Origin of the sequence: Pseudoalteromonas sp. NEC-BIFX-2020_015, assembly GCF_012952265.1 — a bacterium.
In the GTDB taxonomy this organism is placed as follows: domain Bacteria; phylum Pseudomonadota; class Gammaproteobacteria; order Enterobacterales; family Alteromonadaceae; genus Pseudoalteromonas; species Pseudoalteromonas neustonica.
This window is the reverse complement of record NZ_JABCJL010000002.1, coordinates 44,255-56,985: the sequence shown is the minus strand read 5'-3', so window position 1 is coordinate 56,985 and position 12,731 is coordinate 44,255. Positions and strand designations below refer to the sequence as shown.

Annotated in this window: 12 protein-coding genes; 3 read left to right on the top strand and 9 right to left on the bottom strand. The window is 39.8% G+C overall.

Going from position 1 to position 12,731, the window contains the following annotated elements; genetic code table 11:
* Positions 1–52: 52 nt before the first annotated feature.
* Complete coding sequence (locus HH219_RS01780) at positions 53–661, bottom strand: FMN-binding negative transcriptional regulator (RefSeq protein ID WP_169326467.1); 609 nt, start codon at positions 659–661, stop codon at positions 53–55.
* Positions 661–1,236 carry a GNAT family N-acetyltransferase gene (locus tag HH219_RS01775; protein WP_169326466.1) on the bottom strand — a complete coding sequence of 192 codons (576 nt, stop codon included), beginning with the start codon at positions 1,234–1,236 and terminating at the stop codon, positions 661–663. The genes HH219_RS01780 and HH219_RS01775 overlap by 1 nt, the downstream gene beginning before the upstream one ends.
* Before the next feature lie 113 nt (positions 1,237–1,349).
* Between HH219_RS01775 and HH219_RS01770 the strand changes: the two genes are divergently transcribed.
* Positions 1,350–2,816, top strand: a complete 1,467-nt coding sequence (locus HH219_RS01770) for a PLP-dependent aminotransferase family protein (protein ID WP_169326465.1) — start codon at positions 1,350–1,352, stop codon at positions 2,814–2,816.
* A gap of 100 nt (positions 2,817–2,916) precedes the next feature.
* Here the strand turns inward: HH219_RS01770 and HH219_RS01765 are convergent, their stop codons facing one another.
* The 7 genes from HH219_RS01765 to HH219_RS22375 all read right to left on the bottom strand — a co-directional run bounded on the left by HH219_RS01765 (position 2,917) and on the right by HH219_RS22375 (position 10,561).
* Complete coding sequence (locus tag HH219_RS01765; protein WP_064435255.1) at positions 2,917–4,896, bottom strand: methyl-accepting chemotaxis protein; 1,980 nt, start codon at positions 4,894–4,896, stop codon at positions 2,917–2,919.
* A 207-nt stretch (positions 4,897–5,103) separates the two neighbouring features.
* Positions 5,104–5,772: a hypothetical protein gene (locus HH219_RS01760; protein WP_064435256.1), complete on the bottom strand. Its 669-nt coding sequence runs from the start codon at positions 5,770–5,772 to the stop codon at positions 5,104–5,106.
* 94 nt (positions 5,773–5,866) lie between these two features.
* The gene (locus tag HH219_RS01755; protein WP_064435257.1) at positions 5,867–6,775 is read right to left on the bottom strand and encodes a histone deacetylase; all 909 of its coding nucleotides are present in this window, start codon (positions 6,773–6,775) and stop codon (positions 5,867–5,869) included.
* Positions 6,776–6,828: 53 nt separating this feature from the next.
* On the bottom strand, positions 6,829–7,194 hold the full coding sequence (locus HH219_RS01750) for a PilZ domain-containing protein (RefSeq protein WP_054205565.1): 366 nt from the start codon (positions 7,192–7,194) through the stop codon (positions 6,829–6,831).
* A gap of 88 nt (positions 7,195–7,282) precedes the next feature.
* Positions 7,283–7,768, bottom strand: coding sequence for a TlpA disulfide reductase family protein (locus tag HH219_RS01745; protein ID WP_054205566.1), 486 nt, complete (start codon positions 7,766–7,768; stop codon positions 7,283–7,285).
* Between the two features lie 137 nt (positions 7,769–7,905).
* Positions 7,906–9,579, bottom strand: coding sequence for an energy-dependent translational throttle protein EttA (gene ettA, locus HH219_RS01740; RefSeq protein ID WP_054205567.1), 1,674 nt, complete (start codon positions 9,577–9,579; stop codon positions 7,906–7,908).
* Positions 9,580–9,661: 82 nt separating this feature from the next.
* Complete coding sequence (locus HH219_RS22375) at positions 9,662–10,561, bottom strand: DMT family transporter (protein WP_169326464.1); 900 nt, start codon at positions 10,559–10,561, stop codon at positions 9,662–9,664.
* A 165-nt stretch (positions 10,562–10,726) separates the two neighbouring features.
* Between HH219_RS22375 and metA the strand changes: the two genes are divergently transcribed.
* Together metA and HH219_RS01725 are read left to right on the top strand one after the other, a co-directional pair.
* Positions 10,727–11,674: a homoserine O-succinyltransferase gene (gene metA / locus HH219_RS01730; protein WP_064435259.1), complete on the top strand. Its 948-nt coding sequence runs from the start codon at positions 10,727–10,729 to the stop codon at positions 11,672–11,674.
* Positions 11,664–12,731 carry a homocysteine S-methyltransferase family protein gene (locus HH219_RS01725; RefSeq protein ID WP_054205570.1) on the top strand — a complete coding sequence of 356 codons (1,068 nt, stop codon included), beginning with the start codon at positions 11,664–11,666 and terminating at the stop codon, positions 12,729–12,731. The genes metA and HH219_RS01725 overlap by 11 nt, the downstream gene beginning before the upstream one ends.

Sequence of the window (12,731 nt, the reverse complement as noted above, 5' to 3'; positions counted from 1 at the left end):
GGTATCTACGAGTACATCAACTTACCGTTTTAAAACCTGATTAAAGCGAGTATCAATATGTTTTTATCAAATTAGCAATACTTACTTTATTGATTAATATTAGGCTATTTTTTATTTCTTCTCTAATTATCGTAGCCTTATTTTGACTTAGCTTAAAATTACCTTTCCAGCTTGTTGGTTCAAACTCAATAAAGCTAAGCTCTTGATACATAGTATTACGATGTTGTTGTGGTACATCATTAAGCTGCCATATCGGGTTTTCATTCGGTGTAAATTCTTGCTCAAAGTGAGTAGTAAGCCGTTCCATTATTGACTCTTTTTGACTAAGCTTCTGAATGATATGCACATTGGCTGTGACTAAAACAGAGGAATATAACCAGCTTGGTAGTGTTTTATTCTTTGAATATGAGGGGGATAAATAGCAGTCATCACCTGTGAACAGTAAATTCACAGGTTGACCATCAAGCAATGAAAGAGGGTTATATTTAGCTACATGGCCGATAAAAATCTCCCGTGCTGAGTCAAAGAGTAAGGGGACGCGACATATATCATTGAGCTGATTTTGTGTATTTGGCATTAAAATAGTCGCCAGCGGATAGCAATTTACTAACTGTTGCAATTGCTTACTATCATGTTGTTGAAAATGCCTCGCTGGGTACATTATAGCTTTCCTTCTAACTGCGATCTTATTGCCGGCCATTGCTCATCAATAATACTGAACTGGGCGGTGTTTCGATATGAGCCATCAGCAAGTAATCTGTCTTTATAACTAATGCCTTCAAAGCGGGCGCCAAGGCGTGCAATAGCATTACGCGATTTTTGGTTTTGTTCATGGGTATTAAAAGCAATACGCGCTAAGCCTAATTCATCGAACGCATATTGCAGTAGCAAGTATTTTGCGTGGCTGTTTACGAAGCTGCGCTGCCAAGGGAGACCTATAAATGTGTGACCAATCTCGGCGCTGCGATTTTGTTTATCCAATCTAAATAAGCGTGTAGTGCCAAGCACTTGGCTACTTGCTTTATCCACGATGGCGTAGACAATTTGTTGCTCAGCATTAAATTGTGCCGTATTGATAAACCAATCAGTGAGCGTTGCACGTGTTTGGGTGTAATTCATTAAAACCCAACGCCATATTTGTGGCTCTTGGCCTGCTTGATACAGCCCCTCAAGGTGGTCTTGTGTCAGTGGCTGTAAAGCCAGTTTATTGGTTTGATGAATGTGTTTTGTAAACATGATAAGGCCTATACTTTGCTATTTATGAATAACAAAGGTACGCTGCATTGGTTAGTAATAAACAACCAGTTTTATCTTTTTAACTAGACCAGTTTGGGGTGGCAGGAACTAAAATGCAGCCATTAGATATTCAATTTCATGAGTCACAGCCCGCTAAATATTTGCAACTAGCCAGCGCACTACGCAGTGCCATAATGCAAGGCAAGTTTGCACCAGGAGTAAAGCTCAGCTCAGCGCGTGCCATGGCTAACACTTATCAGCTCAATCGCCATACCGTGATGAATGCATTGCAATTGTTAGTTGCTGAGGGGTGGCTAATATCAAATGAGCGCTCAGGGTATCGGGTGACAGATAGTTTACCTATTCAAAGCAGCATTGGCGTAAAAACTGCACCCGCCTTGCAGTCTACACCTTATCAATTCGCTAACACACTTGAAGTGCCTAGCGTTGGTATGGATTTAAATGCTTATAAATATAATTTTGCAGGGGGGCTACCTGACTTAGCAAGTTTCCCTCAAAAAGAGTTTAAACGTGCAATTAGCCATGTGTGTGATCATATCGACATTAGTAAATTACACTATGGAGAAGTAAGCGGTTGCGCTGAACTAAAAGTACAGATTAAAGAATATTTACATAAAACACGTAACTTAGATACGGACGATATTCTGATCTGTAATGGCTCACAAGAGGCATTATTTTTAATCGCTAAAGCATTTATAGCAAAGGGCGATAATATTGCTGTTGAAACGCTAGGATACCCACCAGCAAGAAAGGCATTTGCTGCATGTGGCGCTCAATTGGTCGATATAAAGCAAGACGATGAAGGCTTATGTGTCGATGATTTAAAAGCCCAGCTTATGCGATTCCCAATAAAGATGCTGTACTTAACACCGTTGCATCAGTACCCGACCACAGTGACTTTATCGCCAACACGGCGCTTACAGATTTATCAGTTGTGTTATTCCCATAATGTGATGATCATTGAAGATGATTACGACCATGAATTTCACTATCGCTGTCAGCCATTACAACCTATGGCTGCGGATGACCCTGCCGGCATTATTATTTACGTATCGACGTTTTCAAAAATTATGTTCTCAGCAGCGCGTATTGGCTATATCTGCGCAGCCCCTGAAGTGATAGCGCAATTAACCGCCTGGAAGCAGCTGATGAATCATAAGAACGATGTAATTATGCAATTAGCAGTAGCACATTGGATGAAAGAGGGCGGCTTTGAGCGCCATTTAAAGCGCATGACTAAACTGTATAAGCAACGCTATGAAGCGATGGATAGCTACTTAATGCAGCTTCAAGCACAAGGTTATCCTATTGAGTACATAAAACCAGACGGTGGTATGGCTATTTGGGTTAATTTTAATAAAAATACGCGCGATTTAAAAACTGAATTAGCAAAGCAATGCGTATATATACAAACCGAGAGGGAGTTTTATTTTGCCAACTCAGTACGTAGCTTAAAGCCTGCAAATCTTAGCTATATTCGACTTGGCTTTGCTGGGCAATCGAATGAAAGTATGCAGCTAGGCCTATCACTTATTATACAACAGACCTATAAGCGCTAAAATGTTTTAACAGTCCCGGCAGTAGTCCATGCTCTACATTAAGGCAACAGCAGCTATTTGATTACAACTAAGGTTACATAACAGCTGTCATTTTTTGTTGCTATGATAATTTAAAATCATGCGTTATTTTTTGCAATTGTTTGCTGAGTTGATCCAGCTCTATACTCGCAGCAGATACTTGATCAGCTCCTACCGCGTTATCAATAGCAGCTTGTTTTATCGAGTCAATGTTATGGGTTATCTCTTCAGACATACTGCTTTGTTCATGCGCTGCTGTTGCAATGATTTCAGCTCGACGAGCTATATAGTCTATTTGTTCAACACTCTGTTTTAATAACTCAGCACTGTGATTTGCTGTTGTAATCGTTGATTCTGTGGCATCTATAGATTTATGTATTTCAACAACGGCTTGTTGTGTACCTGCTTGCAGTAATTCAATCATGTTTTCTATATCGGCTGTTGAATTCTGTGTTTTTTTAGCTAGCTGTCTAACTTCATCAGCAACAACGGCAAAACCTCGACCATGCTCTCCTGCTCTAGCTGCTTCAATGGCTGCATTAAGTGCTAAAAGGTTTGTTTGGTCTGCGACAGAACGGATAACCTCAAGTACTTTATTAATCGTTTGTGCGTTACCCTCGACGCGTTTGATCACTACTTCCGTATTATTTATTGTATGCTCAAGTGAACTCATTTTTACAATTGTTTGTTGTAAATGAACATCTGCAGAGTATGTTGTTTCTTTAGCTTTAATACTTAAATCAGCCACAGCGCGAGCATTTTCAGATACTTCTTCAATAGATGCGTTTGTTTGTGAAATAGCATTGGCAACATGTTCAATGCTTGCATGTTGTTCTTGTAAGCTTGCATTTGATTGAGTACTTGCAGTACTCGTTTGCGCTGCGGTGGATGCAAGTCTGTCAGTTGCTTGGGATATTGTGCTTATTGTTTGGTGCAAATAGGTATTCATTTTCGCCATAGCACCGTATACACCAATCTTAGGAGTATCTAAATCAAACACCTGACTTAGATCACCGCTTGCGATGCGTTTACTGATTATCTGCATTTGTGCAGGCTCACCACCGAGGGGTTTAATAATAGAGCGAGTAATACTCAGTGCGGCAATAATTACGACAGCAAAGGAAAGTAGGGCAATGGTGCTTATTATCCAATATAAAGAATAAATAGGAGCGAATGCTTCAGCTTCATCTATTTCGGCAAGTAGAGCCCAATTTAATCGCTCAAATTTAAATGGTTTAAAAGCGGACAGAACAGGGTTACCGTTATAATCCATAATCATTTGCGTGTTTGTATGGCCTTGAAGGGCATTATGAACTGCAACGGTATCTACGCCATTATTTTTTACGTTACCGGCAAAGCTAGCAACAACAGAGTGGCCTATTGGATCTAGGTAAGAGTCTGAACGCATTAATAAATCGTCACCGACTAAGTATGACTCGCCTGTTTGCCCCATTCCATCACGTGTTTGCATAATATTATTAATTGCGTCAATGGATAGTTGCAGTGCAATAACAGCAACGACTTCGCCATTAATTATAACCGGTTGACCAATAAATGCCGCAGGCTCATCGTTACTCGGTGCATATTTTGAAAAATCAATTATTTCAAATGAGCGAGTTCTTAAAGTTTTGTTGAAAAGTGTTGCTAGGCCTGAAGTTTTATATGGCCCAGTTGTAAGACTAGTTAAATAATCAGCCTCCTTTGTTACTGTGTAATCTATAAAGCCCGTAGGGCTAATTAAAAATAAATCATAATAACCTTTATCAGTTATAAACCCATCGAACCACGGATGATTTAATGCAGCAAGCTCTGATAGTGATAAGTTGGAATTATGCTTGGATAGGCTTTCAAAATTAGTTGTTAATAAGTTCATATCTGATTTTGTGGTTTTAAAATAATCTTGAAGTTGATTGCTTTTGATATGACTTATAGATGAAAGTTGGTTATACGTTTGTTTTTCTAATGCTTGGGCAGACAGATATAAAGATAATATCGATACAATGCCTGCTGGGAGCAAACCTAAAAGCAAAAAGGAAAGTAATAATTTAGTTTTAATAGCCATTGTTGTACCGATTATCGATGAGTATCGCGTGAATTTACACGACTGTCCCTCTTTTTATAACAATCTGTACATTATTATTGTAAATGAACGTTAATGGTTTTTTTAAGTGTTTGATTTGTATGTTTATAGTCTTAATTTCAGAGGCTTTTAAAGTCGTATAATTACTTTAAAAGCTTTTGGTTATACTTTACTTAAAAAGTGATTAAGCTATTGAAAATCTTCACTATCAAAATACAACGGCTTTAAAGTGCCGCAGTTAACAAATTTATATGTGAGTTCACTTTCTTTCGGTACACGTTTAGATGTGCGGAACTTTTGCATGCAGGCATTGGTTAAGTCGGCAAAAATGAGGTGATTAAAACTCGGGGCTTGGGTAATTTTGTGGATGTAAATTCGTTCACTATTTTTAAGAGTGATCATATCGTATTCTTGCCATTGAGAGGATTCTGCCAAGTCTGTGAGTTCGCGTGCGTAAAGTTGTTTACTCATAACGATTGCTCTATCTGAATAAACTAAACTGCCACCACGCTTGTAATGACCTTCATAAACATCAGCTGTAATTGTTATCTCTTCACCACGCATTAAATGTTGAATATTAAATGGTTTTGGTTTGATGGTGATGAGATCAGCGTCACGCACTAGGCTTAAAAAAGCAACATCAGGATTATCAATTTGATATACCACTTGAACATCATGAGGCAGTTTATACGTCGGTAGGCTAATAGCAAAAATACGTGAGCCATGATTCACAAGAACCATAGCATGCTCTGCACTGTAAGCGGGGTTCATTGGTGGGAGTTCTTCTTTTACAACTTCTTCTTCGGCGGTAGTAAAAGTACTCATAAAGGCAAATAATAAAATAAGCGGCAGTCGCATAGTAGTCTCAATCAATATATTAATTTAAATTGTAGTAAAAAATCGTTGTAAAAGCTGCTTTTAGTCACGTGTTTTGTAAGTCTTGAATGTTTATTTAAAAACGCGCAGCCTGCTCTACAACAATAGCATGACGTTTTGCAAGACGCAGGTGATCTCTGTCATAACCGCCGCCAATGACAGTAGCCACCGGCGTATTATGTTCTATACAGCGTTTTAGTACTAAATTGTCGCGTTTTTCTATGCCTTGCCAACTAATATCAAGTTTACCTAAACCATCTTGCTGCCACACATCCACACCTGCGTCATAAAGTACTAAATCAGGGTTAAGCTCTTTTAGTAAAAAGCGCAACGTATCATCAACAATACCTAAGTATTCGTTGTCTTGCATATTATTAGCTAAACCAATATCTAGGTCGCTCGCTGATTTACGAAACGGGAAATTCTTTTCACAATGAATAGAGCACGTATAAGCATAAGGTTGATGCTGCAACATCGCGGCAGTACCATCACCTTGATGTACATCAAGATCAAAAATAAGCACGTTGGTAATTTCACCAGATTGTATAAGCGTTTGCGCGGTAAATGCTAAATCATTCACCATACAATAGCCTGAACCAAAGTCAGTATGCGCATGATGCGTGCCCCCAGCTAAATGACAAGCAATACCGTGTTGCAAAGCAAGACGTGCGGTTTTTAAAGTGCCTTGCGGGGCGGTGAATGTGCGCGCCATTAACTCATGTGACCAAGGCAGCCCAATACGGCGCATGGCTTTTTCATCCAATCGGTTATACCAAAGATCATTTATATAGTTATGACAATGGATCAGCTCAAGTGCCTCTGGTGTGCCTAATTCAGGTTTAACTAAATTATTAGTCACTAAGCCGAGTTGTTTAACATAGTCGTGTAAATGCGCAAATTTACTCATCGCAAAGCGATGTTTAGGATCAAAGTTAAATGAGTAGTTTGGATGGTATACCAAAGGTAAATCTGGGTTTAAAGTCATAACGGCGCTATGTAATCAGTTTACGCTATGGTAATCAACAAACCTTTAACAGTCTATTCTTGTTCGTGAATAAGCATCGCGAGTTCACGGTGGAGTAAGGCGTCATCTGCGAGGTTTAACTCAATTAAACGTTTTAGATGAGTAATACTGTCAATATCAATATGCGTACATTTTAAGCCAATATGATGCTGCTCTATATGACAAATAGTGACAGCCATTTTAATTTCAATATCGCTTTGCGGTAAAGTAAAGCATAAATGACCTGTAGCGTTTTTATTTGCAGTGAACGCATCACATCGAGTAATAAGCGCACCGTGCAACGAAATATCTAATAATTTGCACGGGTATTGATTATCGGCTAAATCTAATTGGGCAGCAGTTGAAAATAAAACACGAGAAAATTGGCGGCGGTTCTTCATAATTCAACATACCTTTATTTGTGGCTAAAATGATGTTCGCTCATAACTTAAGCATAGTCGCTAAAGTTATGATAGGCCAGAGTTAGTCTTAGGGTTTAACTAGCTTTGCTGCTGTTTTATAAAGAATAGGATCTTGGGGATCTGATGTTGTGGTAGCAAGTACAACCTTGCCTAATTTATTGATAAAAAGCGTAGTGGGTGTACCACGAACTCCTAATAATTCTGCACTGTCATCTGCATTTATTGCGGTTTGAAAATGATGACCACGCGAAAGTAATGATTGAGCGGGGTTAGCGTCTTCATCTTCACGAAAACTCACAGCAATTACTTGCAGGCCCTGAGATTGATATTTTAGATGAATTTTATCCAGTCCAGGCTGCAATTTTTTACAATACGGACACCATGTTGCCCAAAAATGTAAAATAAACGGTTTGCCTAATAGGTCTTGGGTTTTAATTTGGCTACCATCTGCCATATTAAAGGTCAGCATCGGTAATTTGGGGGATTGCTCAGTCTCGGCGGCGAAGCTTAATAAGCTCATGCTTACTAAAATCAGTGCAAATAAGTATTTCATGGTGATTATTTTATAAAGTGAAGATACTTAACTAGAAAGGCGCAAGCGTTTATTTCTTTCAAAAATAAAAAGCCCCGCGTAAATGCAGGGCTTAAAATATGTTTAGAACCTAGAACCTAGAACCTAGAACCTAGAACTTAACCAATCTTTTTATACTTAATACGCTTAGGTTGTGTAGCTGCCGACCCTAACGTCTTTTTAAGCCATTCTTCATACTCAGTGTAGTTACCATCAAAGAAGTTTATTTGGCCTTCATCACGGTAATCAAGAATGTGTGTTGCAATGCGGTCTAAAAACCAACGGTCATGCGATATACACATAACACAACCTGGGAATTCTAAAATCGCATTTTCAAGAGCACGTAATGTTTCAACGTCCAAGTCATTGGTTGGCTCATCCAGTAGGATTACGTTGCCGCCCGCTTTTAAAAGCTTAGCTAGGTGTAAGCGGTTGCGCTCACCACCAGATAAGTCTTTAACAAACTTTTGCTGATCGTTGCCTTTGAAGTTAAAGCGGCTAACATACGCGCGGCTTGGAAATTCAAAATTACCAATCTTTAACACGTCTTGGCCATCAGCAATTTCTTGGAAAACTGTATTGCTGTCATCCATATTGCCACGGAACTGATCAACGGTTGCCAGTTCAACTGTTTCACCTAAGCTGATTTCGCCGCTGTCTTGTTGCTCTTCACCACTAAGCATTTTGAATAAAGTTGATTTACCCGCGCCATTAGCACCGATAATGCCGACAATGGCACCTTTTGGCATAGTGAAACTTAAATCATCAATCAGTACGCGATCACCAAAGCTCTTTTTCAAGTTTTTAACTTCTATTACTTGATCGCCTAAACGTGGTCCAGGTGGAATAAACAGCTCGTTAGTTTCATTACGTTTTTGGTAATCAGATTGCTGCATTTCAGTAAACTGTGCCATACGTGCTTTAGACTTAGCTTGACGACCTTTTTGATTTGAACGTACCCACTCAAGCTCTTGTGCAATTGATTTTTGACGTGCTTTTTCAGATTTCTGCTCTTGTTGTAAGCGGGCATCTTTTTGCTCAAGCCACGATGAGTAGTTACCTTCCCATGGAATACCTTCACCACGGTCAAGCTCTAAAATCCAACCTGCTACATTATCAAGGAAGTAACGGTCATGCGTTACCGCCACAACTGTGCCTTCGTAATCATGTAAGAAGCGCTCAAGCCACGCGACAGATTCTGCATCCAAGTGGTTAGTTGGTTCATCGAGGATAAGCATATCTGGTTTTTCAAGTAATAGGCGACAAATAGCAACACGACGACGCTCACCACCAGATAGGAACTCAATTTTAGCATCCCATTCAGGTAAACGTAGCGCATCAGCAGCACGCTCTAATACGTTATCAATGTTATGACCATCGTGAGTTTGAATGATTGCTTCAAGCTCACCTTGCTCTTTAGCTAGTGCATCAAAGTCAGCACCTTCCATTGCATATTCGTTATATACTTCATCAAGGCGGTTTAGCGCGTTTTTAACTTCGCTTACTGCTTCTTCAACAATTTCACGTACTGTTTTGCTTTCATCTAAAATAGGCTCTTGCGGTAGGTAACCAATTTTAGTGCCCGGTTGAGGGTATGCTTCACCTTCAAATTCTTGGTCAAGGCCTGCCATAATACGTAGTAACGTTGATTTACCAGAACCGTTTAAACCAAGTACGCCAATTTTTGCGCCAGGGAAAAAATGCAAAGAAATATCTTTTAAAATAGTGCGCTTAGGCGGCACAACTTTAGATACTCGACTCATCGAGAATATAAATTTATCAGGTAAAACCATGGAAGGAGCCTTCAAATAAGAATAAAATTTTTAATGCTCTATTGTAGAGTCTCAATGGCTAAACAGTCAACGCATCAGCACGTTAATTAGCAAGCAATACACCTACGCCAATAAGCGCAAGCAGGCCGCCAAGTAGCATTTTATTGGTAACAGGCTCACGCTTAAAAAAACCAATACTCATTACAATCAATGGGGCGGTAGCAAAAATGGTCTGTGCTATCGCAGGATCGGTGTATTTTACGGCGCCGAGTTGCAGCCACAAACCTAAAAAAGTACCTAAAAATACAGCAACAAAAAACCAGTGTTTACCGCTAATCCCTTTTAATGTGAGTGCTTGTTTAAAATCACTGCTTTTAAACATTGCAACCACTAATGCAACAGTAAGTGTCCCCGATGCAAGCCTAATTAATGCAGCCCACAAGCTGCTCATCTCTTCGTTATTAAGCGCTCCTTTTGACATTACCATTCCAAGGGCTTGGCATATTGCGGCAGCAAGTGCGCACAAAACACCAACGCGATAATGTTTATTATCAACACTTGGTAGTCCTTTTGCGGGCTTAATCGCAATTACAACACCCACACTGGTTAATGCAATACCAAACCAAGCAAAGGCTGATAAGTAATGGCTTAACAGAATAATATTAAAAATACCAACCAAGGCCGGGGCTAAAGACTCAATAACTAATGTACGCGCTGGGCCTATATTACGTAGTGCTGCAAAATAAGCGCTGTCACCAATAGCAATACCAATAACTCCGCCCGCAATGAGCCACAGCCAGCTGGTAATCTGGGTTGGTATAGCAAAATCTTGAGTAATGATAAGTGTAACTAGCATCAATGCACTCGCGAGCACACTTTTACTAATATTTAATTGCATTGGGGTTAAGTGATGACTAAAACCTTTATATAAAATAGTTGATAGCGCCCACACCAGTGCCGCAAGTATTGCTAATAACTCACCTAAACCAAGCCAATCAAACACAATTTCACCTTGTAGTTAAATTAAGAAGGGCATTATGGCGAGCTTGTTTAAGAATGCAAAAAATTGTTTAATTAAATTCATTTGGACATCTAAACATCTAGAGGTTGAAATTTCCAGCTATCCGTTCATAATTAGCCATTGGTTAAAAATACCTTGGAGATGAGTATGCCTATTACCGTTAAAGATGAATTGCCCGCAATTGCGAAGTTACGTCAAGAGAACGTATTCGTAATGCCAAAAAGTCGTGCGAAAACACAAGAAATTCGCCCTATGCGCTTGGCTATTTTAAACTTAATGCCTAATAAGGTTGAAACCGAGGTACAATTCATTCGTTTACTTGCTAACTCGCCTTTGCAAGTTAATGTAGAGCTATTACGCTTAGATACCCATCGTAGTAAAAATACCTCAGAGCAGCATTTAGATACTTTTTATCGTTATTTCTCTGAAGTGAAAGACAGTAACTACGATGCATTATTAATTACTGGTGCGCCATTAGCGCATTTAGAATACGACGACGTAGCCTACTGGGATGAACTAAAAGTGATTTTAGACTGGGCAGAGCAGCATGTAACGTCAACGTTATTTTCGTGTTGGGCGGCCCATGCGGGTTTATTCCATCATCATAATTTAAAGCGTGAACTTAAAGAAAATAAGCTGTGTGGCGTGTTTACTCATAAATGCTTTTTTGAACATGGCGCACTTACGCGCGGTTTTGATGACACCTTTGTAGTGCCACATTCTCGTTATGGTCACATCGACATTGAAAAAATAAATGCGTGTGATGATTTAGTCGTGCTGGCAGGTTCAGAGCAAGTAGGCGCTTACTTAATAAAAAATAAATCAGGTAGCCAAGTTTACCTAACAGGCCACCCTGAATATGATGCACATACATTAAAAGGCGAATATCAACGTGATTTAGCAAAAAGCCCTGATGCGCCGATGCCAGAAAATTATTTTCCAGATAACAACCCAGATAACGAACCGTCGAAAACCTGGCAAAGTCATGCTTTTTTGCTTTTTTCGAACTGGTTAAATTATTATGTGTATCAAACCACACCCTATGATATTAATTTAGTTAGCCAAGACGTAAGGACTAACAACTATGCCGAATAATTTAGAAAACAAAAGTGCCGAGTTAATTGACGCGCTAAAGCAGCGTATTTTAATTCTTGATGGTGCAATGGGCACTATGATCCAAGAACACAAACTCGAAGAAGAAGACTACCGTGGTGAGCGCTTTAAAGACTGGCATGTATTAATTAAAGGCAATAATGACTTATTAAGCCTTACGCAGCCAAAAATTATTGGTGATATTCACCGTGGTTTTTTAAGTGCGGGCGCCGATATTATCGAAACCAACACCTTTAACTCGACCACTATCTCAATGGAAGATTACGACATGGCGAGTATCAGCCGTGAAGTAAATTTAGAGTCTGCAAAATTGGCACGCAGTATTTGTGATGAATTTACAGCTAAAAACCCAGCAAAACCACGCTATGTTGCGGGTGTGCTTGGGCCAACATCTAAAACCTGCTCGATTTCACCGGATGTAAACGATCCCGGTTACCGTAATGTAACCTTTGACAAGCTGGTCACTGCATATGTTGAATCAACCCTTGCGTTAATGGAAGGCGGTGCAGATCTTATTCTAATCGAAACCATTTTTGATACACTGAATGCAAAAGCCGCCTCGTTCGCAGTAGAGGAAGCGTTTGAACAAGCGGGGCGTAAATTGCCAGTAATGATCTCAGGGACTATTACCGATGCATCGGGGCGTACCTTATCAGGGCAAACAACCGAAGCGTTCTATAATTCGATTCGCCACATTAAGCCAATTTCAATTGGCCTAAATTGCGCACTTGGCCCAGACCTATTACGCCAATACGTAGAAGAGCTATCGCGCGTATGCGAAACCTTTACCTCGGTTCACCCTAATGCTGGCCTGCCAAATGAGTTTGGTGAATACGATTTAGAAGCGCCAGAAATGGCCGCTGAGATTATCGATTGGGGTAAGTCTGGCTTCATCAATATAGTGGGCGGTTGCTGTGGTACTACACCTGCACATATAAGAGCCTTTGCCAAAGGGCTTGAAGGTGTTAAACCGCGTCCGTTACCAGAGCTTGAAGTGCGTATGCGTTTATCTGGCCTTGAAGCCTGTAATTTAAATTAG

Coding starts and splice junctions, on each gene's coding strand:
- HH219_RS01765 (WP_064435255.1), bottom strand. CDS start 4,896: ATGGCTATTAAAACTAAATTATTACTTTCCTTTTTGCTTTTAGGTTTG.
- metA (WP_064435259.1), top strand. CDS start 10,727: ATGCCTATTACCGTTAAAGATGAATTGCCCGCAATTGCGAAGTTACGT.
- ettA (WP_054205567.1), bottom strand. CDS start 9,579: ATGGTTTTACCTGATAAATTTATATTCTCGATGAGTCGAGTATCTAAA.
- HH219_RS01760 (WP_064435256.1), bottom strand. CDS start 5,772: ATGCGACTGCCGCTTATTTTATTATTTGCCTTTATGAGTACTTTTACT.
- HH219_RS01745 (WP_054205566.1), bottom strand. CDS start 7,768: ATGAAATACTTATTTGCACTGATTTTAGTAAGCATGAGCTTATTAAGC.
- HH219_RS01755 (WP_064435257.1), bottom strand. CDS start 6,775: ATGACTTTAAACCCAGATTTACCTTTGGTATACCATCCAAACTACTCA.
- HH219_RS01780 (WP_169326467.1), bottom strand. CDS start 661: ATGTACCCAGCGAGGCATTTTCAACAACATGATAGTAAGCAATTGCAA.
- HH219_RS01725 (WP_054205570.1), top strand. CDS start 11,664: ATGCCGAATAATTTAGAAAACAAAAGTGCCGAGTTAATTGACGCGCTA.
- HH219_RS01770 (WP_169326465.1), top strand. CDS start 1,350: ATGCAGCCATTAGATATTCAATTTCATGAGTCACAGCCCGCTAAATAT.
- HH219_RS01750 (WP_054205565.1), bottom strand. CDS start 7,194: ATGAAGAACCGCCGCCAATTTTCTCGTGTTTTATTTTCAACTGCTGCC.
- HH219_RS01775 (WP_169326466.1), bottom strand. CDS start 1,236: ATGTTTACAAAACACATTCATCAAACCAATAAACTGGCTTTACAGCCA.